At 76.2% G+C, this 23,190-nt stretch carries 24 protein-coding genes; 14 read left to right on the plus strand and 10 right to left on the minus strand.

What is annotated here, in order from left to right; genetic code table 11:
- The first annotated feature begins 149 nt into the window (after window positions 1-149).
- From ACI79E_RS21290 to ACI79E_RS21300, 3 genes are all read left to right on the plus strand, one after another.
- Complete coding sequence (locus tag ACI79E_RS21290) at window positions 150-2,018, plus strand: GAF domain-containing protein (RefSeq protein WP_456934574.1); 1,869 nt, start codon at window positions 150-152, stop codon at window positions 2,016-2,018.
- Window positions 2,019-2,238: 220 nt separating this feature from the next.
- Complete coding sequence (locus ACI79E_RS21295; protein WP_456934575.1) at window positions 2,239-3,000, plus strand: SDR family NAD(P)-dependent oxidoreductase; 762 nt, start codon at window positions 2,239-2,241, stop codon at window positions 2,998-3,000.
- Window positions 3,001-3,077: 77 nt separating this feature from the next.
- Window positions 3,078-4,097 (plus strand): alpha/beta fold hydrolase, encoded by a 1,020-nt coding sequence (locus ACI79E_RS21300; protein WP_456934576.1) that lies wholly within the window; start codon window positions 3,078-3,080, stop codon window positions 4,095-4,097.
- A gap of 9 nt (window positions 4,098-4,106) precedes the next feature.
- On the opposite strand, the gene ACI79E_RS21305 is transcribed toward ACI79E_RS21300, so the two are convergent.
- A complete protein-coding gene (locus ACI79E_RS21305) occupies window positions 4,107-4,610 on the minus strand; it encodes an N-acetyltransferase family protein (RefSeq protein ID WP_456934577.1) in 504 nt (167 codons plus the stop codon).
- Between the two features lie 151 nt (window positions 4,611-4,761).
- Between ACI79E_RS21305 and ACI79E_RS21310 the strand changes: the two genes are divergently transcribed.
- On the plus strand, window positions 4,762-4,977 hold the full coding sequence (locus ACI79E_RS21310; protein WP_456934578.1) for a hypothetical protein: 216 nt from the start codon (window positions 4,762-4,764) through the stop codon (window positions 4,975-4,977).
- Between the two features lie 19 nt (window positions 4,978-4,996).
- Here the strand turns inward: ACI79E_RS21310 and ACI79E_RS21315 are convergent, their stop codons facing one another.
- From ACI79E_RS21315 to ACI79E_RS21330, 4 genes are read right to left on the minus strand one after another with little or no spacing between them, the layout of a single operon-like run.
- The gene (locus tag ACI79E_RS21315) at window positions 4,997-5,635 is read right to left on the minus strand and encodes a response regulator (protein ID WP_456934579.1); all 639 of its coding nucleotides are present in this window, start codon (window positions 5,633-5,635) and stop codon (window positions 4,997-4,999) included.
- Window positions 5,632-6,864, minus strand: coding sequence for a sensor histidine kinase (locus tag ACI79E_RS21320; RefSeq protein ID WP_456934580.1), 1,233 nt, complete (start codon window positions 6,862-6,864; stop codon window positions 5,632-5,634). The genes ACI79E_RS21315 and ACI79E_RS21320 overlap by 4 nt, the downstream gene beginning before the upstream one ends.
- Window positions 6,861-7,691 (minus strand): ABC transporter permease, encoded by an 831-nt coding sequence (locus tag ACI79E_RS21325; RefSeq protein WP_456934581.1) that lies wholly within the window; start codon window positions 7,689-7,691, stop codon window positions 6,861-6,863. Before ACI79E_RS21325 ends, ACI79E_RS21320 begins: the two co-directional genes overlap by 4 nt.
- A complete protein-coding gene (locus ACI79E_RS21330; RefSeq protein ID WP_456934582.1) occupies window positions 7,688-8,593 on the minus strand; it encodes an ABC transporter ATP-binding protein in 906 nt (301 codons plus the stop codon). Before ACI79E_RS21330 ends, ACI79E_RS21325 begins: the two co-directional genes overlap by 4 nt.
- 189 nt (window positions 8,594-8,782) lie before the next feature.
- On the opposite strand from ACI79E_RS21330, the gene ACI79E_RS21335 reads away from it, so the two are divergent.
- The 5 genes from ACI79E_RS21335 to ACI79E_RS21355 all read left to right on the plus strand — a co-directional run bounded on the left by ACI79E_RS21335 (window position 8,783) and on the right by ACI79E_RS21355 (window position 13,278).
- Window positions 8,783-9,085, plus strand: a complete 303-nt coding sequence (locus ACI79E_RS21335) for a hypothetical protein (RefSeq protein ID WP_456934583.1) — start codon at window positions 8,783-8,785, stop codon at window positions 9,083-9,085.
- A gap of 61 nt (window positions 9,086-9,146) precedes the next feature.
- Window positions 9,147-10,637: an AlkA N-terminal domain-containing protein gene (locus ACI79E_RS21340; protein WP_456934584.1), complete on the plus strand. Its 1,491-nt coding sequence runs from the start codon at window positions 9,147-9,149 to the stop codon at window positions 10,635-10,637.
- Entirely contained in the window at window positions 10,634-11,179 is a 546-nt protein-coding gene (locus ACI79E_RS21345) for a methylated-DNA--[protein]-cysteine S-methyltransferase (RefSeq protein ID WP_456934585.1), read from the plus strand. The genes ACI79E_RS21340 and ACI79E_RS21345 overlap by 4 nt, the downstream gene beginning before the upstream one ends.
- Before the next feature lie 46 nt (window positions 11,180-11,225).
- Entirely contained in the window at window positions 11,226-12,314 is a 1,089-nt protein-coding gene (locus ACI79E_RS21350; RefSeq protein WP_456934586.1) for a DNA recombination protein RmuC, read from the plus strand.
- Window positions 12,315-12,528: 214 nt separating this feature from the next.
- Window positions 12,529-13,278, plus strand: coding sequence for a DUF6542 domain-containing protein (locus tag ACI79E_RS21355; RefSeq protein WP_456934587.1), 750 nt, complete (start codon window positions 12,529-12,531; stop codon window positions 13,276-13,278).
- A 79-nt stretch (window positions 13,279-13,357) separates the two neighbouring features.
- Here ACI79E_RS21355 and ACI79E_RS21360 read toward each other — a convergent pair whose 3' ends face one another.
- A complete protein-coding gene (locus ACI79E_RS21360; RefSeq protein WP_456934588.1) occupies window positions 13,358-14,329 on the minus strand; it encodes a 4-hydroxy-3-methylbut-2-enyl diphosphate reductase in 972 nt (323 codons plus the stop codon).
- Between the two features lie 132 nt (window positions 14,330-14,461).
- On the opposite strand from ACI79E_RS21360, the gene ACI79E_RS21365 reads away from it, so the two are divergent.
- The 3 genes from ACI79E_RS21365 to ACI79E_RS21375 are packed head-to-tail and all read left to right on the plus strand — an operon-like array spanning window position 14,462 to window position 17,345.
- The gene (locus tag ACI79E_RS21365; RefSeq protein ID WP_456934589.1) at window positions 14,462-15,853 is read left to right on the plus strand and encodes a hypothetical protein; all 1,392 of its coding nucleotides are present in this window, start codon (window positions 14,462-14,464) and stop codon (window positions 15,851-15,853) included.
- A 41-nt stretch (window positions 15,854-15,894) separates the two neighbouring features.
- The gene (gene xseA, locus ACI79E_RS21370; protein ID WP_456934590.1) at window positions 15,895-17,115 is read left to right on the plus strand and encodes an exodeoxyribonuclease VII large subunit; all 1,221 of its coding nucleotides are present in this window, start codon (window positions 15,895-15,897) and stop codon (window positions 17,113-17,115) included.
- On the plus strand, window positions 17,112-17,345 hold the full coding sequence (locus ACI79E_RS21375; RefSeq protein WP_456934591.1) for an exodeoxyribonuclease VII small subunit: 234 nt from the start codon (window positions 17,112-17,114) through the stop codon (window positions 17,343-17,345). The genes xseA and ACI79E_RS21375 overlap by 4 nt, the downstream gene beginning before the upstream one ends.
- Before the next feature lie 30 nt (window positions 17,346-17,375).
- On the opposite strand, the gene ACI79E_RS21380 is transcribed toward ACI79E_RS21375, so the two are convergent.
- The gene (locus ACI79E_RS21380) at window positions 17,376-17,624 is read right to left on the minus strand and encodes a hypothetical protein (RefSeq protein ID WP_456934592.1); all 249 of its coding nucleotides are present in this window, start codon (window positions 17,622-17,624) and stop codon (window positions 17,376-17,378) included.
- Window positions 17,625-17,775: 151 nt separating this feature from the next.
- On the minus strand, window positions 17,776-18,378 hold the full coding sequence (locus tag ACI79E_RS21385) for a DUF4245 domain-containing protein (RefSeq protein WP_456934593.1): 603 nt from the start codon (window positions 18,376-18,378) through the stop codon (window positions 17,776-17,778).
- Window positions 18,379-18,497: 119 nt separating this feature from the next.
- On the opposite strand from ACI79E_RS21385, the gene glpX reads away from it, so the two are divergent.
- Entirely contained in the window at window positions 18,498-19,556 is a 1,059-nt protein-coding gene (glpX, locus tag ACI79E_RS21390) for a class II fructose-bisphosphatase (RefSeq protein ID WP_456934594.1), read from the plus strand.
- A gap of 18 nt (window positions 19,557-19,574) precedes the next feature.
- Here the strand turns inward: glpX and ACI79E_RS21395 are convergent, their stop codons facing one another.
- Window positions 19,575-20,240, minus strand: coding sequence for a DUF1707 domain-containing protein (locus ACI79E_RS21395; RefSeq protein WP_456934595.1), 666 nt, complete (start codon window positions 20,238-20,240; stop codon window positions 19,575-19,577).
- A 43-nt stretch (window positions 20,241-20,283) separates the two neighbouring features.
- Window positions 20,284-21,474 (minus strand): hypothetical protein, encoded by a 1,191-nt coding sequence (locus ACI79E_RS21400; protein ID WP_456934596.1) that lies wholly within the window; start codon window positions 21,472-21,474, stop codon window positions 20,284-20,286.
- A 176-nt stretch (window positions 21,475-21,650) separates the two neighbouring features.
- Between ACI79E_RS21400 and ACI79E_RS21405 the strand changes: the two genes are divergently transcribed.
- Window positions 21,651-23,063, plus strand: coding sequence for a class II fumarate hydratase (locus ACI79E_RS21405; RefSeq protein ID WP_456934597.1), 1,413 nt, complete (start codon window positions 21,651-21,653; stop codon window positions 23,061-23,063).
- Window positions 23,064-23,190: the final 127 nt, after the last annotated feature.

The raw sequence follows: 23,190 nt of genomic DNA on the forward strand, positions 1-23,190 counted from the left end.
CGGCGGGGGGGGTGGTGGTGGGGGGCGGGGGCCGGCGCCCCCCCCGGGCCCCCCCCCCCGCGGCCGCGGGCCGGGCCCCCGGCCCCACCACGGCTCTCGAGCGGGCACACTGCGACCCAGCAGAGGCTCGCACAACGAGGTGGTGGCCCGTGCACGGTGCCGTGTCGTCGACCCTGCCGGCCCCGCGACCCGACCCGCAGGGGGACGGCCGGCAGGAGGCCGGCCGCGAGCGCGAGGTGATCGCCGCCTTCAGCGAGATCACCACCGAGGCGATCACCGCCGCCTCGCAGGAGGACCTCCTGAAGCTGGTCGGCAAGCAGCTGTGCCACCTGCTCGGCGTCAGCCGCTGCTCGGTCTACCTGCGCCGCGACGACGGCCGCTTCTTCGGCGCCGCCGGGCACTGCGAGCGTGAGGGCGACATCACCGAGGCGGTCAAGGCGCAGGAGGCCGGCATCCCGGACGACGAGTTCAGCCGCGAGGTCATCACCACCATGACCCCGGTGCTGATCAGCGACGTGACCCACGACCCGCGCCCGCACCGCCGCACGATGGAGCGGTGGGGCGTGCGCGCCATGCTCGGCGTCCCGCTGGTCTTCGACGACGAGGTCATCGGCCTGGTGTTCGTCGACGACGTCGACCGGGAGCACGCCTACAGTGACGAGGACATCGCCCTCACCACGCTGTTCGCCCGGCTGGCCGCCCTGTTCATCCGGCAGGCGATGCTCAACGCGCGGCTCAAGGACAAGGTCGCCGAGGCGGTGCGGCAGCGCAACGTCCTCGAGTACCTCGCCGACGTCCACCGCGAGCTGACCAACGCCGTCCTCCAGGGCGCCGACCTGCGCGCCGTGGTGAGCCTGCTCAGCCAGCTGTCGGCCAAGCCGGTGGTGCTCTACGACGAGGAGTTCCAGGTCGTCACCTGGGCGGCGCCCCCGGGCCTGCGGATGACGGCGCCGCCGGTGCTCGCCCCCGAGACCCTCGCCGTCCCGTCGGTGCGCGCCGCCCTGTCGGCCCTGCGCACCGGGCGCCCGTCCGCGGTGGTCCCCCCCACCCGCACGCAGGGGCTGGGCCCGCGCAACCTCGTGTGCCGGCTGGTCGTCGAGGGCGCGCCCAGCGGCTACCTCAGCGTCGTGGAGCTCGGCCGCGGCCTGAGCGACCTGGACACCAAGCTGGCCGAACGGGGCGCCACCGTGCTGGCCCTGCAGGTCCTCTCCGAGCGCCGGCAGGTGGAGGCCGAGGGCCAGGCCCGCGACGACTACCTCTCCGACCTGCTGCGCGGCTCCCGCGACGAGGACCAGCTGACCCGCCGCGGCCTCCAGTTCGGCGTCGACCTCTCCGAGCCGCACGCGCTGGTCCGGATGTGCCTGGCCAACGGCGGGCAGCAGCCCAGCGCGTCGGCGGTCCGGAACCTCGTGGTGCGCCAGTTCGCCACGGCCCTGGGCGGCGGCGAGCCACCCGCGGTGAGCCTGCCCGGCGCCGTCATCGTCCTGCTCCGACTGGACCACGACGCCCGCCAGGCCGGGCCACAGCACGTGCGCTCCGTGGTGGAGTCCGTCGTCGCCGCCCTCGCCCCCGCGTCCGGCATCCGCAGCGCGGTCGTCTCCGGGACCTGCCGCAGCGCCACCGACTTCACCGTCGCCCACCGCGAGCTGCGCGACGTCGACGACCTGGCCCGGGCCTTCGGCTGGAGCCAGGGCGTGCTCACCGTCGACGAGCTCGGGCTGTTCCGGGTGGTCCTCAGCAGCGGCCGGGTCAAGGAGGCCCTGCGCTTCGCCCACGACCTCGTGCGCCCGCTGCGCGAGCACGACGGTGACGACGGTGCCCTGCTCACGACCTGGCGGGCGTTCCTCGCCGCCGAGGGCCGCGTCCAGCCGACCAGCGCCGCCCTCGGGGTGCACGAGAACACCGTCCGGTACCGGCTGAACCGCATCAGGGAGATCACCGGGCAGGACCCCGCCGGCCTCGACGCGCTCCTGACCGCCCGGCTCGCCTTCCAGGTGCTGGACCTCGCCGGCGGGTAGCGGTGCGCCCCTGGTCCGGCTCGTCCACCCCACCGGACGACGGTCCAGGCCCCGTTGGGGACGTCCACAACCCCGGCTCCGCTCGGGCGGTGCCACGCCCGCTCGTCGTCCCTAGCCTCCGGGACGGGGCGGCCGGCGACGAGCGGGACACCGGACCCGCCGCGGTCACCCCGCCGCGGGACCACCCGCGGCAGCCCGTCCGAGGAACGGAGAGGCCGACATGGGTTCACTGGCAGGTCGCGTGGCCATCGTCACCGGAGGCGCACAGGGGATCGGTCAGGCGACCGCCCGGCGGATCGCCGGGGACGGCGCCGTGGTGCTCGTCGCCGACCTCAAGAGCGACGAGACCACCGTCAAGTCCATCCTGGACGACGGCGGGCAGGCCGAGCACCACGTGATGGACACCCGCCGGGCCGCGGACTGGAGCGAGCTGGTCGAGCACGCCGTCGCCACCCACGGCAGGGTCGACCTGCTCGCGAACGTGGCGGGCGTGGTCAACATGCAGTCCCCGGACGAGGTCGTCGACCTCACCGAGGAGGCCTGGGACACCGTCCTGGACACCGACCTCAAGGGCGTCTGGCTGGGGATGAAGCACGTCATCCCGTCGATGGTCGAGGCCGGTGGCGGCAGCATCGTCAACGTCTCCTCGCTGGCGGCGCTGAAGGGGATGCTCAACCTCGCGTCGTACTCCGCGGCGAAGGCCGGGGTCATCGGCCTCACGCAGCAGGTCGCCTACAGCTACGCGGAGAGCAACATCCGGGTGAACGCCGTGGCGCCCGGGACGATCGACACCCCGATCCTGCAGGACATCACCCCGGAGCAGAAGCAGATCAACGCCAACGCCCACCTCATCAAGCGCCTGGGCCGGCCCGAGGAGGTCGCTGCCACGATCGCCTTCCTGCTCTCGGACGAGTCGTCGTTCATCACCGGGCAGACCCTGCGGGTCGACGGCGGCTGGGAGATCAACGGCCGCAACTACTGAGCGCCCGCGGGCCCCGCGGCGCACCCACGCACGGGCGTGCCCCGGGCGTGGGTGCGCCGCACGGGCAGACTGTGCCGATGCGCCTGCGGACCCTCGCCCTCCCCGGTCTGACCGTCGCCACCGGGGTGGCCGTCGCCCGCCGCCGTGCCGCCCGGTCCGCGTCCGCGCCCCAGCCGGCTCCGCCCCCGCTGCGCGCGCGGGAGCGCACCGTGGTCACCGAGGACGGCGTCCGGCTGCACGTCGAGGTGTCCGGCGCCGAGCAGCCCAGTGCCACCGTCGTCCTGGCGCACGGCTACGTGCAGTCCTCCCGACTGTGGGCCGGTCAGGTCCAGGACCTCCTCGCCGCCCGCCCCGACCTGCGCGTGGTCACCTACGACCACCGCGGGCACGGCGCCTCCGGCCGCTCGACCCGTGACCGGGCCACCATCGAGCAGCTCGGCCGCGACCTGGCGCGCGTCGTCGAGGACGTCGCCCCCTCCGGTCCCGTGGTCGTCGGCGGCCACTCGATGGGCGGGATGACGCTCATGGCCCTGGCCGAGCAGCGCCCCGAGCTCTTCGGGGACCGCGTCGTCGCCGCCGCCTTCGTCGCGACCAGCTCCGGCCGGCTGGACGCCGTCACCCACGGTCTCCCCGCACCCGTCGCCCGGCTGGTGAAGAAGGCCCTGCCGGTGCTCAACGAGCGCAACGTGCGGGCCGAGCGCGCCGGCCGGGTGCGGAGGGTCGGCGGGTTCGACATGCGGCTGGTCTTCGGCAGGGACGCCGACCCCGCGGACGTCCGGCTGACGCGCGAGGTGCACCGCGCCTGCTCCGCCGAGACCGTCGCGGCCTTCCTCGCCACCTTCTCCGACCACGACCGGGTGCGGGCGCTGGACGCGCTCGCCGAGGTGCCCGCGCTGGTCGCCGTCGGGGACGCGGACCGGCTCTGCCCGGTCGAGCACAGCCGGGTCATCGCCGACGCGCTGCCCCTGGCCGAGCTCGCCGTGTACCCGGGGGCCGGGCACATGGTGCAGCTGGAGCGCCGCGCCGAGGTCAGCCGGCGCCTGGTCGAGCTGGTCGCCCGCGCCGTGCCGGCCCCGGCCGGTGCGCTGCCGGCCTGACCGCCGCCGTCAGCCGAGCGGCCGGACCATCCGCGCCCGGGTGAGCGTCTCGCCGTCCAGGGTCACGGTCTCCACCGCGACCTGCCGGTAGCCCATCCGCTCGAACACCGGCGCCGCCCGCCACGACGCGTGCGTGACCAGCGATCCCACCCCGGCCGCCCGCGCCGCGGACTCCACCGCCGTCAACAGCGCCCGCGCGACCCCTCGCCCGCCGGCCGACGGCGCCACGAACAGCTGGTCCACCTCCCCCGGCACGAGCGCGTCGACGGCGGACAGCGCCACCGAGGCGAACCCCGCCACGGCGCCGTCCACCTCCGCCACCAGCACGGTGGTCGTCGCGATGGACCGCGCGTGGGCCGCCTCCGACCGGCGCGCGGCCCAGACGGCGAGCTGCGACGGCGTGTAGTGCCCGGCCGCGGACCCCTCGATGGCCGCGCGGCTGACCGCGGCCAGCTCCGCCGCGTCGTCCGGACGGGCCCGGCGGACGACGACGTCCGGCGTCGGCTGCGTCATGCCGCCATCCTCGTCCCGGCGTCGACCGGTCACGGGAGGTGACCGCCACCACACCTCCGGGGGAGGTCCCTGGGCACCTCCCGCCCCGGCCACTACCGTCCGTGACCTGACCGCGGATCGGGGGATCCGCGGGTCGACGGGGGGACCGACCGTGGAACGAGGACTGTGGACCGGCCCGGCGGCGGGCGTGCTCGCGATCGGCGGCGCCACCGCACTGCTGCTGGCCGTGCTACTGCCCGAGACGCGCCCGGCCAACCTGGTCGGCGGGCTGGGCCTGGTGCTCCTCGCGGCCGCCCTGGAGTGCTGGGCGCACTGGTCCCGGCGCCGCAGCGCCGCGCCACGCACCCGGGTCGCCCTCCCCCGCTGACCGGCCGCCCGCGACGGGGTCAGGTGGCCCCCGGCCCCGGCAGCAGCCCGCGCTGGACGGCGACCATCACCGCCCGCGTCCGGTCGTCGACCCCGAGCTTGGCGAACACACGCAGCAGGTGGGTCTTCACCGTCGCCTCCCCGATGAACAGCTCGCGGCCGATCTCGGCGTTGGTGAGCCCCCGCGCCACCCCGGCCAGCACCTCCAGCTCGCGCGCGGTCGGCGCGTCCACCGCGGGCGCGCGCAGGTGCGACACCAGCCGCGCGGCGACCGGCGGCGCCAGCACCGTCTCGCCGCGCGCCGCGGCCCGGACCGCGTCGGCCAGCTGCGGCAGGGGCGCGTCCTTGAGCAGGTAACCGGTCGCCCCGGCGCCGACGGCCCGCACGATGTCCGCGTCGGTGTCGTAGGTGGTCAGCACGAGCACCCGGACGCCGGGGTGGGACACCGCCAGCCGCTCGGTCGCGGTCACGCCGTCCATCCGCGGCATCCGCAGGTCCATGAGGACGACGTCCGGCTCGTGCGCCGCCACCAGCGCGAGGGCCTCCTGGCCGTCACCGGCCTCTGCCACCACGGTGAGGTCGTCCTGCGCGTGGAGCCACCCGACCAGCCCGCCGCGGACGACCGGGTGGTCGTCGACGACCAGGACCCTGATCGTCATGGACCCGGCACCCGCACGGTCACCCGTGTCCCGGTCCCGGGCGACGACGCGACGTCCACCGTCCCGCCCACCTGCTCGACCCGCCCGCGCAGCCCCTCCAGCCCGGCGCCGTACACCGACGACGGGTCGAAGCCCACACCGTCGTCCTCCACGTGCACCGAGACCTGCCCGGCGACCCGCGACAACCGGATCACCACCGCCGTCGCCGCGGCGTGCCGCCGGACGTTGGTCAACGCCTCCTGGGCCCCGCGCAGCAGGACCACCTCCTCGTCCCGCCGCAGCTCGGGGCCGGACCCCAGCGCGGTCGTGTCGACCCGCACGGCCAGCCCCGTCTCGCGCGCGAACCGTGCCGCCAGCCGCTCCAGCGCCTCCACCAGTGTCGACTCCTCCAGACCGACCGGCCGGAAGGCCGCCACGACCGCCCGTGCCTCAGCCAGGTTGTCGCGGGCGACCTCCTCGATCACCCCCAGCCGCTCCCGCGCCGCGTCGGGGTCGGTGTCGAGCTGCGCCGCCGCGGTCTGGGCCAGGACGACGATGCTCGTGTAGCCCTGCGCGAGGGTGTCGTGCACCTCGCGGGCCAGCCGCTCCCGCTCCGCCACGACCCCCCGCTCGTGCTCGGCGGCGGCCAGCTCGGCGCGGGTGGTCTCCAGCTGCTCGATCAGCTCGGCCCGCTGCGCGCTCTGGTGCAGCACCCGGCTGACCCACAGCCCGAGTGCCAGGCTGAACACCGTGCTGATCGCGGTGGAGACCAGCACGTCCCGGGCCGCCGCCCCGGACGACGCCATCACCACCGGCCCCGCGGCCGACGAGACGGCCAGCAGCACCGTCCAGGCCACGCCGGTCACCGTCCCGCCGACGACGAACCAGACCTGCGGGTAGGCGATGAACAGCAGGAAGAACATCGTCGCGTCGGCGAAGCCGAGCACGGCGAAGCCGACGACGAGCGCGGCCAGGTAGCCCACCCCGCGCAGCCGCGCCCCACCGGCCGCGATCGCCGGCCCCCCGAGCAGCACGTAGGCCGCGCCCAGCCCCCCGAGGACGACGAGCACCCCGGGCCGGACCGGGTCCCGGGTGGCCGCGGTCGCCACCGCGAGGACCCACACCGCCGCCGAGATCACGTGCATCCCGGTGACCGTGGCCCGCCAGCCGCGCTCGGACAGCGGCGCGCCGCCGTCCGCCACCCCGGCGTCGGGGAGGAGGACGGCGGCCCAGCGTCGGCGAGTGCTCACTCCCCGCGCCGCCAGCGGAAGGTCTTGGCGCACACCACGGCGCCGATGATCACCCATGCGGCCAGCACCAGGGCAGTGGTCCCGTGCTCCCAGCTGCCGGCCTGCTCGGCCACGGCGGCCGAGTCCGGCAGGAACACCGACCGCATCCCCTGCACCATCCACTTGAGCGGGAACAGCGCCGCGACCTGGTCCATCCACTGCGGCAGGTCCGAGCCGATGAAGAAGACGCCCGAGATGAACTGCAGGACCACCGCGAACGCGGGGATCCCGGCGCCCGCCGCCCGGGCGCTGCCGATGAACGCCGCCACCCCGAGGCCGAGGACGGTCCCGGCGAGGATGCCCAGGACGACGACCCAGGTGAAGGTGAGCCACCGCGACGGTTCGGTGGGCAGCGGCACGTCGTAGGCCACCGCGGCCACGGTGAGCAGCACCGCCAGCTGGACGACGGTGGTCAGCACCACCTGGCCGGCCTTGCCGATCCCGTAGGCGAGAGCCGGGGTGCCCAGCGTCTGCAGCCGGGCGAGGTCGCCCCGGTCGCGCTCCTCGGTGACCGCGGTGCCGACGGCCTGGAAGCTGGTCAGCATGACCCCGGTCGCCGCGATGCCGGCGAGGAAGTACTGCCGGAACCCGACCCCGGGGACGACCACCTCGTCACCGAAGACCGACCCGAAGACGACCAGCATGATCACCGGGTAGGCGAAGGAGAAGACCACCTGGCCGGGGTCGCGGGCGAACAGCCGCAGCTCCAGGCCGATGCGGGCCCACCCGATCGAGACGGCCGACGGGGGCGCGGTGCGGGTCGCGGGGACGGTGCTCGTGGCGGTCATCGGTCCTCCCCCTCCGGGGTGGCGACCAGCCGGAGGTAGACGTCCTCCAGGCTGGGGCGGGTGACGGTCAGTCCGGGGACCTCCCCGGTCGGGGAGGCCGCGACCAGGTCGCGCAGGACGGCGGCCGGCTCCGGCGTGGTGATCTCGCGGAACGCGCCGTCCTCGAGCCAGCTGATGGTGGCCACCCGCCGCAGCTCGGCGCCGAGCTGGGCGGGAGGGGCGACGTCGACCAGCCGGCCGGCGCTGATGACGCCGACCCGGTCGGCGAGGTGCGCGGCCTCGTCGAGGTAGTGGGTGGTCAGCAGGACGGTGGTGCCACGGGCGCGCAGGCCCTCCACCAGCGACCAGAACTGCCTCCGGGCCACCGGGTCCATGCCGGTGGTGGGCTCGTCGAGGAACAGCAGCTCCGGCCGCCCCTGGACGCCGAGTGCCACCTCCAGCCGGCGCCGCTGACCGCCGGAGAGCTCGGCCACGCGGTTCCGGGCCGCCTCGGTCAGCCCGACGTCGGCCAGCAGCTCGGCGGTGGGGACCGGCGTGGCGTGGTACCGGGCGAAGTGGTCGAGGGTCTCCCGGACGGTCAGTGCGTTGCCCGCGCCGGTGGTCTGCCCGACCACGCCGATCCGGTCCCGCCAGGAGCGGTCACCGGTCGCCGGGTCGGTGCCCAGCACGACGGCCTCGCCGGCGTCGCGGCGGCGCACGCCCTCCAGGATCTCGACCGTGGTCGTCTTGCCCGCCCCGTTGGGGCCGAGCAGCGCGAAGCACTCCCCGCGCCGCACCTCGAGGTCGACGCCGTCGACGACAGCTCGCCCCCCGTAGCGCTTGACCAGCCCGCGCACGCGCAGGGCCGGTTCCTCGTCTCGTGCCGCCCCGGTGCGGGCCGGCGCCGGCTGGATCGCTGTCATGCGACGAGCCTGTCGACGGCGCCGTCGACGCGGGACCGCCGAACCGCTGGTCCGCCGTCCACCGGTCGGTGGACGGCAGCCGTCAGCCGCCCGGCCGTCCCCCTGGTCGGTCACCACCGACAGGACGGGATCGACGTCCTCGTCGGGAGGTGGGCTGCCCAGCGGCGGGAGCGCGCATAGCCTGCCCGGGTGGCCGACAACGAGCTGCAGCAGCTGGTGCAGCGGCGCCTGCTCGAGCTGGGCGCCACCGCCGAGGACGCCTCGCGGCGGTCGCACTGGGCGGTCGCCCCCGAGACGATCGCCCGCATCGCGCACGGCCGGCACTCGGGCATGGTCAGCGAGCGGCTGGCGGCGGCGCTGGCCACGGCGATCGACGTCCCCGAGAACCGGGTGCGGCGGGCGGCCGGGCTGCCGCCGGTGCACGACGTCCGCGCCGACGTCCGGACCGGTCCGCACCTGCGGGTCGTCCGGGACGACGGGCGGCTGCACTAGCCCCGACGGCTCCGTCCGAAAACCGCCAGTCCCCGGCCCGTCGGACTGCCATGCTCGCTGCATGACGAGCTCCCTCGACCCCGAGCGGTGCTACCGGGCGGTGACCAGCCGCGACGCGCGCTTCGACGGCTGGTTCTTCACCGCCGTCGCCACCACCGGCATCTACTGCCGCCCCTCCTGCCCGGCCCGCACGCCGCTGGCCCGCAACGTCAGCTTCTTCTCCACCGCGGCCGCCGCCCAGGCCGCCGGGTACCGGGCCTGCCGGCGCTGCCGCCCCGACGCGGTCCCCGGCTCCCCCGAGTGGGACGTCCGCGCCGACGTCGTCGCCCGCGCCATGCGGCTCATCGCCGACGGCGAGGTGGAGCGCTCCGGGGTCCCCGGCCTGGCCGCCCACCTCGGGTACTCCGAGCGCCAGCTGCACCGGCTGCTCGTGGCCGAGCTCGGCGTCGGGCCGCTGGCCCTCGCCCGCGCCGAGCGCGCGCAGACCGCCCGCGTGCTCATCGAGACCACCGCCCTGCCCATGGCCGACGTCGCCTTCGCCGCGGGCTTCGCCAGCATCCGGCAGTTCAACGACACCGTGCGCGAGGTGTTCGCGACCACCCCGACCGGGCTGCGCCGCACCGCGCCGGCCGCCCCCTCCGGCGCTCCCGGCGAGCTGACCCTGCGGCTGGCCGCCCGCGCCCCCTACCCGGCCGAGGAGGTCCTGCTCTTCCTCGGCGCGCACGCCGTCCCGGGCCTCGAGGAGTGGGACGGGACGACGTACTCCCGCGTGCTCGACCTGCCGCACGGGCCCGCCGTCGTCCGGCTCGCCCCCACCGCCGGCGCCCCCGGGGTGACCGCGCGGCTGCAGCTGACCCAGCTGCGCGACCTCGGGGTGGCGGTGGCCCGCTGCCGCCGGATGCTCGACCTGGACGCCGACCCCGCCGCGGTGGACGACGTGCTCGGCGCCGACCCGGCGCTGGCCGCCCTCGTGGCCACCGCCCCCGGCCGCCGGGTGCCGGCCGCCCCCGACGCCGGCGAGCTGGCCGTGCGCGCCGTGCTCGGCCAGCAGGTCTCGGTGGCCGGCGCCCGCACCCTCACGGCCCGGCTGCTCACGGCGGCCGGCACGCCGCTGCCCGAACCGGTCGGCACCCTCACGCACGCGTTCCCGCGGGCCGCCGCGCTGGCCGGGGCCGACCTGACCACCGTCGGCCTCACCGGGGCGCGGCGGGCCACGGTGCACGCGCTGGCCGCGGCCCTCGCCGACGGCGCCCTGCCCCTCGACCCCGGTGCCGACCGCGACGACGCGGTGCGGGCACTGCGGGCGGTCCCCGGCATCGGGCCCTGGACCGCCGCCCTCGTCGCCCTCCGCGGGCTGGCCGACCCCGACGTGTGGCTGCCCGGTGACCTGGCGTTGCGGCGCTCGCTGGTCCGGCTCGGCAGCTCCGACACCGAGGCCGCCACCCGCTGGCGCCCGTGGCGTTCGTACGCGGTCATGCACCTGTGGGCGATGGCCGTCCCCGACCTGTTCACCCGCCGTCCGCCGTCCTCCTCCGAACGGAGCGCCTCATGACCGCCCAGCCCGCCCGGTTCGCCACCGTGGCCACGCCCCCCGGACCGTTCACCGTCGTCGTCACGGCCGCCCCGGACGGTTCCGACGTCGTCCTCGCCAGCGGCTGGACCGACGACGTCGCCGAGCTGCTGCCGGTGGTGCACCGCGCGCTGCGCCCCACGTGGGTGGAGCGGGCCGAGCACCTGCCCGTCCTCGACACGGTCGCCGAGTTCGTCGACGGCGACGTCACCGCGATCGACGACGTCCCCGTGCGCCAGCGCTCCGGCCCCTTCCTGGAGGACGCGTGGGAGGTGCTGCGCACCGTGCCGGCCGGCGAGCCGGACACCTACGCCGCGTTCGCCGCGCGCTGCGGCCGGCCCGCGGCGGTGCGGGCGGCGGCCAACGCCTGCGCCCGCAACGCCGCCGCGCTGTTCGTGCCCTGCCACCGCGTGCTCGGTTCCGACGGCGGCCTCGGCGGTTTCCGCTGGGGGACGCCGGTGAAGCGCTGGCTGCTCGACCACGAGGCGGCGGCGACGCCCCGACGCCACCTCACCCTCGTCTGAGCCGCCTCCCCCGAACTGTCGGACCCGTCCGGCAGGCTCGCCGCTCATGGACGCCGCCTCCCTGCTCACCGGTCTCCTCGTCGGCGCGCTGCTGGCCACCGCGGCCACCCTCGGCGTCGTCGCGCTGCTCTCCCGGCGCCGGCCGGCCGACGACGGGCTGGACCCGCTGCACGAGTCGCTGGACCACCTGCACCGGCTGCTGGCCGGCATGGAGCGGGCCCGCGCCACCGCCCACGGGGAGCTGCGCGAGCAGATGGGCACCGTCGGGCAGGCCTCGTCGCTGCTGCGGCAGGAGACGGCGGCGCTGGTGACGGCTCTGCGCACGCCGCACGTCCGCGGCCGGTGGGGCGAGGTGCAGCTGCGCCGGGTGGTCGAGGTGGCGGGCCTGCTGGAGCACTGCGACTTCGTCGAGCAGCCCAGCAGCACCAACGACGTCGGCGCCGGCGTCCGGCCCGACCTGGTGGTCACCCTCTCCGACGGCCGCCAGGTGGTGGTCGACGCGAAGGTGCCGTTCACCGGCTACATCGAGGCGGTGCAGGCCGACGACGCCGCCGTCCGCGCCGAGCGCACCGCCGCGCACGCCCGCCAGCTGCGGGCCCACGTCGACGCCCTGTCCGCCCGGCGCTACCCGACGGCGTTCCGCCCGGCGGCGCCCTTCACCGTGCTGTTCGTCCCCTCCGACGGGTTCCTCACCACCGCCCTGGAGGCCGAGCCCGGGCTGCTGGAGTACGGCTTCGCCCGGGACGTCGTCCTCGCCACGCCGAGCACGCTGCTGGCCCTGCTGCGCACGGTGGCCTACTCGTGGCGGCAGGAGCGGCTGGCCCGCGACGCCGACCAGGTGCTCGAGGTGGGCCGCCGGCTGCACGCGCGGCTGACCACGCTGTCGGGCCACCTCACCCGGCTGGGCTCGGCACTGAGCTCGACCATGACCCGCTACAACGAGACGGTGGGCTCCTACGAGTCGTCGGTGCTGGTCGCCGCGCGCCGCTTCGACGACCTCGGCGTGGCCGAGACGCCGGTGCCGACCCCGCCGCCGGTGGAGGCCACCATCCGCGCGCTGCGGCCGGCCGACCTGCCGCCGCTCGGCGAGCGATCCGCGGACGTCGACGCCGACCGCGACGGCACCACGGGCTGACAAGCCGGCGGGGTCCCAGCCGTCGCGGCTGTACCGGTCCGTCACACCAGCCCCTGCACTCCCGCCGGGTGTGCTCCAGGAGCCGCCGATTTGGCAGTTCTGCACAGCGCTCCGGCGGTCGGTCCTCCCGGCGACCGGCGCCTCCCGTCGCTACCGTTGCCATCGAGAGAGCCGCCGCGTCGGGGGCTCCCGCACGAGCAACGGGAGGTGCGCCATGGCCTCGGCGAGCACGGCCGACACCTGGCGGGAGTCCGGGATGCGCTCCGGCCCGCGGGCGCCCCGCCCCGAGGCGGCCGAGTACGTGTCCCGCATCCCCCGGCCGCCGGTGCCCCCGCGGGCCCGACCGGCCGGCCCCCTGCGCTCGACCGACATCCCCCCGCTGCCCGAGCACCTGGCCCGCCTCGAGCGCCGGCGCTCCGACGACGACCGCGCGGGCTCCACCCGGCCGCCGGTGCCGCACCGCTCTGCCGCCGTCCCGCCCGTCGACCGCGGCCGCCAGGGGCGCCCGCGCTCCCCGGAGCGGGCCGAGCAGGAGCAGCACGACCCCCGGCGCCGCGCCCCGCGTGCCGCCGAGCCCCGGCCCACCGGCCGGGTGGCCGCCGACCTGCCCGAGCGCGGCAGCCGGCTGCGCGGCTGGGCGGCCGCCCTCGCCGTCTTCGTCGTCACGCTCCTCGGCGCGCTGGCCGACTCCTACCTGAGCGCGGGCCTCGGCATCATCACGCTGGGCACGCTCACCGTGGCCGCCGCGCTCGGCACCCTGCTGGTGCGCCGCCGGGACCTCACGACCATGGTGGTGGCCCCGCCGCTGGTGTTCGTCGCCGCCGCCCTCACCGCCACCGCGGTGTTCGGGTCGCTGAACCTGGCCGGCCTGGCCACGCTGCTCATCCGCGGCTTCCCGTCGATGGCGGTCGCCACGGGGGTCGCGCTGGTGCTCGCGCTCGTCCGCTGGGCCGCCCGCCGCTGAGCGACGGTCCCGTCCCGGGCCGGCCCCGTCCCGAGGCCCGCCGCGAGCCTGCGCGCGGAGCGGAGGACGGGGTGTTCCCTCAGGCCGGGTCGGCCGCCGGCTCGGTGCGGCGGACGCGCAGCTCGTGCGGCAGCGCGAAGACCAGCTTCTCCTCGGCCGCCTTGACGGTCTCGACGTCCGGGTAGCCACGCTCGGCCAGCCAGTCGAGCACCTCACCGACCAGCACCTCCGGCACCGAGGCGCCGCTGGTGACCCCCACGGTGCCGACGCCGTCGAGCCACGCGGGGTCGATCTCGGAGGCGAAGTCCACCAGGTGCGCGGCGCGGGCGCCGGCCTCCAGCGCCACCTCGACCAGCCGCACCGAGTTCGACGAGTTCGTGGAGCCCACGACGACCACGAGGTCGCACTCGCCGGCCATCTGCTTGACCGCCTGCTGGCGGTTCTGCGTGGCGTAGCAGATGTCGTCGCTGGGCGGGGACTGCAGACCGGGGAAGCGGCTCTTCAGCCGGTCGACGGTCGCGAGGGTCTCGTCGACCGAGAGCGTCGTCTGCGACAGCCACACGACCTTCTCCGGGTCGCGCACCTGGACGTTGGCCACGTCGTCGGCGCCGTCCACGAGCTGGATGTGCGCGGGGGCCTCTCCGGCGGTGCCCTCGACCTCCTCGTGCCCGCGGTGGCCGATCAGGAGGATGTCGTAGTCCTCCTTGGCGAACCGCTTGGCCTCCTGGTGCACCTTGCTCACCAGCGGGCAGGTGGCGTCGATCGTCCTCAGCTGCCGGTCGGCGGCCTCCTGGTGCACCGCCGGGGAGACGCCGTGGGCGCTGAACACGACCACGGACCCCTCGGGCACCTCGTCGGTCTCGTCGACGAAGACCGCACCGCGCCGCTCGAGGGTGGCCACCACGTGCTTGTTGTGGACGATCTGCTTGCGGACGTAGACCGGGGCGCCGTGGATCTCCAGAGCCCGCTCGACCGCGACCACCGCCCGGTCCACCCCGGCGCAGTAGCCCCGGGGATCGGCCAGCAGGACGCGTCCGCGCTGATCAGCCATGACCCCATGGTAGGTGGGCGGCCGACCCCGGCCCGGCCGCGCGAGGAGACGCCCGCCACTCCCCGCGCCCGTCCGGGTGGCGTGCGCCGAGGTGAGGCTGCCAACCGGCAGCGGCTGCGGCAGGCTGGGGGCATGTCGCGTGAGATCCCCCAGGCCGTCCGTGCCGTCGCCGGCCTGGCCGCCACCGTCCTCGACGAGGCCCGCCGGCTCCCGCAGACGCTGCCGGGGCTGCCGGTCCGCGTGATCGGCCTGGCCATGCAGGCCACCATGAAGCTGCAGCAGCACTACGCCGGCCTGGTCGCCCGCGGCGACGAGCTGCTGACCGGCATCCGCGGCGAGGACGAGCCGGGCCTGGCCACCTTCGACGAGGACCTCCCCGAGGCCACCCCCGACACCCGGGTCCACACCTCGGCCTTCGACCGGGCCGGCGACGAGGAGGTGGCCGACCAGGCGGCCGGGCTCGTCGACGACGAGGTCTCCGGGCTGCCCCCCGAGCCCTCCCCCGAGGAGGTCGTCGAGGCGCTCCAGGACATCACCGACGAGGTGCAGGCCGCCGATCTGCAGCTGCCCGAGCCGGGGCTCACCACCGAGGACGCGCTGGAGACCGCGCTGCTGGAGGCCGACGGGGCACCCGACACCGCCCTGGTCGACGGCGGCACCACCGACGGCGGGCTGGTCGACACCGACCTGATCGCCGAGAGCCCGACCACGCCCCCTGCCGCGGAGAGCGGGGACGGCGCAGCGGCCGACAGCCCCGCCGACGACACCTCCGGCCCGGCGATCGACGCCGCCCAGCCGGTGGAGACGCCCGACGTCGCCACCGACGTCGACGTCCTCACCCTCGACGGGCGGGTCGAGACCGTCGAGGGCACGGTGACCGACGAGGGCGTCGCCGCACCCGAGGCGCTGGGTCCGGTGGGCGGTGCCGGCGAGGCGGCGCCCGCCACGACGGAGGGCGCCACGACGGAGAGCGCCGCGACCGACGGCGCGGTCACCGACCAGGAGGCGCGGGTCGACGAGGCGCTGGGCAGCGAGGTCAGCGCCGAGGAGAGCCGCGCGACGACGTCGGCGGACACCACGACCACCACCGGGGACGACGTCGACGCCACCGGCCGCGGCGAGGAGGTCGTCACCGCGGAGGGCGCCCGTGTGGACGACGCCCTCGGGGGCGCCGACACCGAGGCGGCCGCCCCGGCGCCGGCCGAGCCGGTGGTGGCCACTGACGAGGGCGGCACCCCGGTGGCCGCGGCCACCGACGGCGACCAGGCCGGCGGCGAGCCGGAAGGCGGGGACCAGCCCGGCGGGGAGCAGGCCGCCGCACCGGTCGAGGGCTACGAGAACTTCACCGTCGCGCAGCTGCGGGGCCGGCTGCGCGGCTACCAGGCCGTGACCGTGCAGGAGCTGCTGGACTACGAGGAGTCCCACGGCGCCCGCGAGCCCTACCTGCGGATGCTGCGCAACCGGCTCGAGAAGCTGGACCGGCAGGCCGTGGAGAACAGCCCCCTGGCGCCGCGCGGCGCCTGACCGCCCGCCGGACCGTCGTCGCCCCCTGGCACGCTCGGGGCATGACCGCCCCCTCCTCCCCGGAAGCCCCCTGGCCGGTCCGCACGGTGGCCCGCAAGGTCGCCGAGTGGATCGGCCGGCTGGGTGAGGTGTGGGTGGAGGGGCAGATCGCCCAGCTGTCGCGGCGCGGCACGGCCACCGTCTTCCTCACGCTGCGCGACCCGGCGGCCGACCTCTCCGTGCCGGTCACCTGCGCCCGGGACGTCGCCGACCGGCCGGGCCTGGAGCTGACCGAGGGCGCCCGGGTCATCGTGCGGGCCCGGCCCGACTACTACATCGCCCGCGGCTCCTTCTCGCTGCGGGCCACCGAGATCCGCGCGGTGGGCCTGGGGGAGCTGCTGGCGCGGATCGAGCGGATCCGCCGGCTGCTGGCCGCCGAGGGCCTGTTCGACGCCGCCCGCAAGCGCCCGCTGCCGTTCGCGCCGGCCGTCGTCGGGGTCGTCACCGGCCGGGACAGCGCCGCCGAGCGCGACGTGCTGGTCACCGCCCGGCGCCGCTGGCCGGCCGTGCGCTTCGCCGTCCACCACAGCCTGGTGCAGGGGCCGAGCGCCGCGGCCTCGGTGATCGACGGGCTGCGCCGGCTGGACGCCGATCCGGCGGTGGAGGTCATCGTCATCGCCCGCGGCGGCGGCTCGGTGGAGGACCTCCTGCCGTTCTCCGACGAGGGCCTGGTCCGGGCGATCGCCGCCTGCCGCACCCCCGTCGTCACCGCCGTCGGCCACGAGACCGACACGACACTGGTCGACCACGCCGCCGACGTCCGGGCGGCCACCCCGACCGACGCCGCGCACCGGGTGGTCCCGGAGATCGGCGAGCAGCGCCGGCTGGTCGACGGGCTGCGGGCCCGCGCCCGGCACCTGCTGGCCGGCCGGCTGGACCAGCAGCAGCGCTGGCTGGACAGCGTGCGCAGCCGGCCGGCGCTGGCCGCACCCCAGCGGCTGCTGGACGGCCGCGCCGAGGACGTGCTGGCCCTGCGCACCCGGGCCCGCCGCACGCTCACCCACCGGGTGGAGGGGGCCGAGCGGGACCTGGAGCACGCCCGCGCCCGGGTCGCGGCGCTCTCCCCCGCGGCGACGCTGCAGCGCGGCTACGCGGTGCTGCAGCGGGCCGACGGCACCCTGGTCCGGGACCCCTCCGAGGTGGCCGACGACGAGCGGCTCACGGTGCGCGTCGCGGGCGGCCGGCTGCCCGTCCGCGTCGACCGGCAGGATGGGACGTCATGAGCGAGTCCTCCACCGAACCGACGACCGAGCCGACGACCACCTACGAGCAGGCCCGCGAGGAGCTGGCGGACGTCGTCCGGAAGCTGGAGGCCGGCGGGCTCACCCTCGAGGAGTCGCTGGCCCTGTGGGAGCGCGGCGAGGCCCTGGCCGAGCTGTGCCAGCACTGGCTCGACCGCGCCCGCGAGCGGCTGTCGACGGCCGCCGGCACGGAGGCGTCCGAGCGCGGCTGACCACCTCGACGGTCCTCGGCACTCGCCGCCTCACGCGGGCAGCCGCGGCCCGACCCCTCGCTGCAGCGACACCCCCGCCGCCGCCAGCGCCGCGAGGAGCCGGTCGGCAGCCTGGGCCGGGTCGACGGCGGCGTCGTCGAGGAGGCGGGGAACCAGCTCCCGCAGCACGGTCTCGGGACCGGCGGGCCGGGCGGGGACGCGGGTGACCATCCCGCAGGGGCAGGCGCCTCCCGCCACCGGCGGTCGGTGGTCGGCGTCGCGGCACGTGCCTCCGGTCATCAGGCGCTCCTCGTGAACCGGGGCCGCACGGGACGGTGGCGGCCGGGACGCCAGCCTGCCCCCCTGCCGCCGCGCGGGCCCCCGGACCCACCGCTCCGTCAACGGACGGACACGATCTCGGAACGTCCGTCATGCGATCGCAAACAGCCGCTCAGCCCGCGTAGGGCTGCACTGCGCCGGCCACCTCGCTCAACTCGTCGTCGGTCGCCGAGCCGGTGACGAGCACCGTCACCCCGGCGTCCTCCCGCCACAGCGCCGTCTCCCCGCGCGCGGTGGTCGACCGGGTCCAGCTCCGCCCGTCGACGTCCACGGCGCCCTCCTCCTCGGCGCCGGCCAGGACGTCGGTGACCGCGTCGGCCCGGGCGTCGTCGCTGAGCACGAAGCCGGCGAACTCCTCCGACGGCGTCACGAAGCCCAGCTCGAGGGTCACCGGGTCCCCGGCAGCCGCGCCCCCGGCGTCGGTGCGGGCGCTCGTGACCCGGTACCCGTCGGGGAGGCCGGCCGGGGCGACCAGCGGGTAGTCCGCGCGGGCCGCGGCCAGCTGGAGGGTGCTGCTGGGGTCGACCTCGCGGACCGGGTCCACGTCCGGCTGCCGGAAGCCCGCCCAGGCGACGATCAGCAGGCAGATGACCACGAGCGGGAGCAGCGACCGGATCATGTTGGCCGCGCTCAGCCGGTTGGCCCGCTCGATCGCGGGCGAGGGGGTGGGCGGGGCCTCGGCTGGGGGCTGGCTCGTCGGGCCGACTCCGGTCATTCCCCTAGGATCGCAGCACTGCCGCCCCACTCCGCCGCCCCGCGTCCAAGGCCCCGTCCCGGGCCGCACCCTGAGCTTGCGAAGGGCGGGGAGGACGGGGTCCTGTCCCAGGAGGTCCCGTGTCCTTGCCGCTCCCCGATGGCCCCCCGAGTCCCCGCGGCGGCACCTTCCGCGCCGACCGCCCGGCTCCCGACCGCAACCTGGCCATGGAGCTGGTCCGCGTCACCGAGGCGGCGGCCATGGCCGCGGGCCGGTGGGTCGGACGGGGGGACAAGAACGGCGGGGACGGCGCCGCGGTCGACGCGATGCGCGCGCTCATCGGCACGGTGAGCATGAAGGGCGTCGTCGTCATCGGCGAGGGCGAGAAGGACGAGGCGCCCATGCTCTACAACGGCGAGCAGGTCGGTGACGGCAACGGCCCCGAGTGCGACGTCGCGGTGGACCCGATCGACGGCACGACGCTCATGGCCAAGGGCATGCCGAACGCGATCGCGGTCATGGCCGTCGCCGACCGCGGGGCCATGTACGACCCCTCGGCCGTCTTCTACATGGAGAAGCTCGCCACCGGCCCGGCCGCCGCTGACGTCGTCGACATCACCGTCCCGGTCGCCGAGAACATCCGCCGGGTGGCCAAGGCGAAGCACTGCTCCACCGAGGACGTCACCGTCTGCATCCTCGACCGCCCCCGGCACGAGCAGCTGGTGCACGAGGTGCGCGAGGCCGGCGCCCGGATCAGGTTCATCACCGACGGCGACGTCGCCGGCGCCATCGCCGCCGCCCGGGAGGGCACCGGCGTCGACCTGCTGCTCGGCATCGGCGGCACCCCGGAGGGGATCATCGCCGCCTGCGCCCTCAAGTGCATGGGCGGTGCGCTGCAGGGCCGGCTGTGGCCCAAGGACGACGACGAGCGTCAGAAGGCCATCGACGCCGGCCACGACCTCGACCGCGTGCTGCACATCGACGACCTCGTCCGCGGTGACGTCTTCTTCGTCGCGACCGGCATCACCGACGGCGAGCTGCTGCGCGGCGTCCAGTACCGCGCGGGCGGCTGCACGACCCAGTCGCTGGTCATGCGCTCGAAGTCGGGCACCATCCGCTCGATCGACAGCCTGCACTCGCTGGCCAAGCTGCGCGCCTACTCCGCGGTGGCGTTCGACCGGTCCGGCGACTCGCACTGAGTCCCCGCGCCGCCGTCCTCACCGCAGGGGCGGGGCGGGCGGCGGAGGCGGGGGCAGGTGCCGCTGGGCGAGGCGGTCCATGACCGCCCGCCAGCGGCTCGGCGACTCCCCCGGCGCCAGGCTGCGCAGCTTGAGGTCGCCGAACACCGCCCGTGCCCGGACGACGACCCGCGGCGTCCCGGCCAGCCGGGGCACCGGCGCGAGCTGCGTCTTCTTGTCGCCGAAGAGCGTCCACCCGGAGATCTCGGCGTCGACACCCTCGGCGACGATCACGTCGACGTCCCCGAAGACGGTGCCGAGCACGAGGTCGACCCGGTCGGCGTCGGTGCGCAGGTTGCGCAGGTCCAGGCGGATGTCGCCGAAGACGGTCGAGACCTCCCGCGGGACGTCGGAGGTGCCCTCCAGCTTCACGTCGCCGAACACCGACGTCATGGACTCGGGGACGCGGGTGCCCACGATCTCCACCGGCGGTGGCGCGTCCACCGGCAGGTCGGCGACGAACGTCTCCAGCTCCGCGGTCGTGACGGCGGCGTAGACGCCCTCCACCCGCTCGCCGAACTCGTGCAGGTCGATGCGGCCCTCGGACAGCGCCTTCTGCAGCCGGCTGACGAGGACCTCGCGGTCGGCGTCGGAGGCCCGCACGGCGGGGTCGGGGGCGGGGACGGCGTCCGGGCTCGTGCTCACGGTCCTCGACGCTAGTGGACCGCCCTGCGGCGAGGGACCCTCCTCAGGACGGGTAGAGCTCGGTGCAGGCGGTGTCGGTGGGCTCGTTGCGGCCGCCGCAGGTGAGCCCGTAGTCGCCGTAGGGCTGCAGCGCCGGGTCGGTCTGGTCCAGCGTGGCCAGCCGGAGGACGTCGCAGTAGGCCATCATCCCGTCCTCGCAGCCGTCGGCGACCGCCTGGACGTCCTCGTCACCGATCCCGGTCGGGGCCGGCTGGGCCGGGGGCAGGTCGGCGGGGACGCCACCGGGCGCACCGCCGGCGTAGCGGCCGACGCAGCCGCCGGGGTCGGGTTCGTTGCGGCCACCGCAGGTCTCGGCGTAGCCCTCGTACTCCGAGTCGATCCCGCTCTCGAGGTAGAGGGTGTCGCAGGCGGTCCAGTCGCCCTCGGAGCACTGCTGGGCCAGGGCATCGAGCGCGGGGTCGTCGCCGAGGGCGCCCGGCGGCTGACCGGCCGGCACCTCCTCGCCGCCGGGCGGCTGCGGGGCCGGCGCCGGAGCCGACCGGCTGGGCGTCGACGTCCTGCGCGGTGGCCCGGTCGTCGTCGACTCCGACGGCGAGGCGGAGGACTCCGTCGTCGGTGACGAGGGGCCGGGGCCGTCGTCCCCCAACAGGAAGAACAGCCCCACGGCGACGGCGGCGAGGACCACGACGCCGGCGACGACGGCGGCGACGACGACACCGGTCCGCCGGCTCCCGTCGGACGGTCGCCGGCCGTACGGCGGCTGCCCGTAGCCGGGCGGCGGACCGTAGCCCGGCGGTGGGCCATAGCCGGGCGGCGGACCGTAGCCCGGCGGTGGGCCGTACCCAGGCGGCTGTCCGTAGCCCGGCGGTGAGCCGTAGCCCGACGGTGGGCCGTAGCCCGGCGGTGGGCCGTAGCCCGGCTGCCCATGGGGCTGCAGACCGGGGAACTGCTGGCCGTGGCCGGGCGGACCGTAGCCGCTCGGCGGCGCACCGTGGGTCGGCGGCTGCTGGCCGAACCGCGGCGGGTCGAACTCCCGGGTGTCCTGCCGCTCCTGACCCGGTGGCGGCGGGGGCAGCTGACCGGGGCGGATCTGCTGCGTCCCGTCGTCCTGGCCGGCCGGGTGCAACTGCTGGGTCTCCACGTCGTCCGGGCTCGGCTGCCCCGGGCCCTCGCGCCGGGGCTGCCCACCCGAGGGGTCGGGGCCGCCCGGCGGCGGGGGAGGCGGCTGCGACATGGCGGGTCCTCGGGTGTGGAGGAGGGATCGACCGGGCGCTCGGCATGCTATGGGCGCACCCGCCGTCGCGGCCATGGCCGTCGTCCCGGTGGGGCGGCCGTCCGGAACGGGCCGCACGCGCCCTCTAGGGTCGCGGGCGGAGCACTGATCCGACACACCACAACCGGGAGCGCAGCGTGGCCCCACAGCAGGACGGCGCAGGGCAGGACGAGTACCGCATCGAGCACGACTCCATGGGCGAGGTGCGGGTCCCCGCCTGGGCGAAGTGGCGGGCGCAGACCCAGCGTGCCGTCGAGAACTTCCCGATCTCCGGCACGCCCATCGAGCGCGAGCTGATCGGCGCCCTGGCCGCCATCAAGGGCGCGGCCGCCGCGGTCAACGCCTCACTCGGCGTGCTCCCGCAGGAGGTCGCCGACGCGATCGGCACCGCGGCGGGCGCGGTCGCCCAGGGTGACTGGGACCAGCACTTCCCCATCGACGTCTTCCAGACCGGCTCGGGGACGTCGAGCAACATGAACACCAACGAGGTCATCGCCACCCTCGCCACCGAGGCGCTGGGCTCGCCGGTGCACCCGAACGACCACGTCAACGCCTCGCAGTCGTCCAACGACGTCTTCCCGTCGGCGATCCACGTGGCGGCGACCAAGGCGATCGTCGGCGACCTCGTCCCGGCGCTGCGGCACCTGGAGGCCTCCCTCGCCCGCAAGGAGGCGGAGTTCGCCGAGGTCGTCAAGAGCGGTCGCACCCACCTGATGGACGCCACCCCGGTCACCCTCGGCCAGGAGTTCGGCGGCTACGCGGCGGCGGTCCGCTACGGCATCGAGCGGCTGGAGGCCTCCCTCCCCCGCATCGGCGAGCTGCCGCTGGGCGGCACCGCCGTCGGCACCGGGATCAACACCCCGCCCGGCTTCGCCGCGGCCATCATCGAGCGGCTCGCCGCCGACCTGGACCTGCCGCTGAGCGAGGCGCGCAACCACTTCGAGGCGCAGAGCTCCCGCGACGCACTGGTCGAGGGCTCCGGGCAGCTGAAGACCATCGCGGTCGGGCTGATCAAGATCGCCAACGACCTGCGGTGGATGGGCTCGGGCCCGCGCACCGGCCTCGGCGAGATCCAGCTGCCGGACCTGCAGCCGGGCAGCTCGATCATGCCGGGCAAGGTGAACCCGGTGATCCCCGAGGCGGTGATCCAGGTCGGCGCGCAGGTGATCGGGAACGACGCCGCGGTGACCTACGCCGGTACCACCGGCGTCTTCGAGCTCAACGTGACCCTGCCGCTGATGGCCCGCAACGTGCTGGAGTCGATCCGGCTGCTGGCCAACGTCAGCCGGCTGCTCGCCGACCGCTGCGTCGACGGGATCGTGGCCAACGTCGAGCAGTGCCGGGAGTACGCGGAGTCGTCTCCGTCGATCGTGACGCCGCTGAACAAGTACATCGGCTACGAGGAGGCCGCGAAGGTCGCCAAGCAGTCGCTGGCCGAGCAGAAGACCATCCGCCAGGTGGTCGTGGAGCGCGGCTACGTGGAGCAGGGCAAGCTCACCGAGGCCCAGCTCGACGAGGCGCTCGACGTCCTCTCGATGACCCACCCGTGAACCCGGTGGTGGGGGGGGGGGGGGGGGGGGGGGGGGGGGGGGGGGGGGGGGGGGGGGGGGGGGGGGGGGGGGGGGGGGGGGGGGGGGGGGGGGGGGGGGGGGGCGGCCGTGCCGTTGGTGCTCGCCG

This window comes from Geodermatophilus sp. SYSU D00079 (assembly GCF_054050635.1).

Coding starts and splice junctions, on each gene's coding strand:
- ACI79E_RS21385 (WP_456934593.1), bottom strand. CDS start 18,378: ATGACCGGAGTCGGCCCGACGAGCCAGCCCCCAGCCGAGGCCCCGCCC.
- ACI79E_RS21400 (WP_456934596.1), bottom strand. CDS start 21,474: ATGTCGCAGCCGCCTCCCCCGCCGCCGGGCGGCCCCGACCCCTCGGGT.
- ACI79E_RS21365 (WP_456934589.1), top strand. CDS start 14,462: ATGTCGCGTGAGATCCCCCAGGCCGTCCGTGCCGTCGCCGGCCTGGCC.
- ACI79E_RS21360 (WP_456934588.1), bottom strand. CDS start 14,329: ATGGCTGATCAGCGCGGACGCGTCCTGCTGGCCGATCCCCGGGGCTAC.
- ACI79E_RS21295 (WP_456934575.1), top strand. CDS start 2,239: ATGGGTTCACTGGCAGGTCGCGTGGCCATCGTCACCGGAGGCGCACAG.
- ACI79E_RS21315 (WP_456934579.1), bottom strand. CDS start 5,635: ATGACGATCAGGGTCCTGGTCGTCGACGACCACCCGGTCGTCCGCGGC.
- ACI79E_RS21340 (WP_456934584.1), top strand. CDS start 9,147: ATGACGAGCTCCCTCGACCCCGAGCGGTGCTACCGGGCGGTGACCAGC.
- ACI79E_RS21325 (WP_456934581.1), bottom strand. CDS start 7,691: ATGACCGCCACGAGCACCGTCCCCGCGACCCGCACCGCGCCCCCGTCG.
- ACI79E_RS21300 (WP_456934576.1), top strand. CDS start 3,078: ATGCGCCTGCGGACCCTCGCCCTCCCCGGTCTGACCGTCGCCACCGGG.
- xseA (WP_456934590.1), top strand. CDS start 15,895: ATGACCGCCCCCTCCTCCCCGGAAGCCCCCTGGCCGGTCCGCACGGTG.
- ACI79E_RS21355 (WP_456934587.1), top strand. CDS start 12,529: ATGGCCTCGGCGAGCACGGCCGACACCTGGCGGGAGTCCGGGATGCGC.
- ACI79E_RS21330 (WP_456934582.1), bottom strand. CDS start 8,593: ATGACAGCGATCCAGCCGGCGCCGGCCCGCACCGGGGCGGCACGAGAC.
- ACI79E_RS21375 (WP_456934591.1), top strand. CDS start 17,112: ATGAGCGAGTCCTCCACCGAACCGACGACCGAGCCGACGACCACCTAC.
- ACI79E_RS21350 (WP_456934586.1), top strand. CDS start 11,226: ATGGACGCCGCCTCCCTGCTCACCGGTCTCCTCGTCGGCGCGCTGCTG.
- ACI79E_RS21305 (WP_456934577.1), bottom strand. CDS start 4,610: ATGACGCAGCCGACGCCGGACGTCGTCGTCCGCCGGGCCCGTCCGGAC.
- ACI79E_RS21380 (WP_456934592.1), bottom strand. CDS start 17,624: ATGACCGGAGGCACGTGCCGCGACGCCGACCACCGACCGCCGGTGGCG.
- ACI79E_RS21345 (WP_456934585.1), top strand. CDS start 10,634: ATGACCGCCCAGCCCGCCCGGTTCGCCACCGTGGCCACGCCCCCCGGA.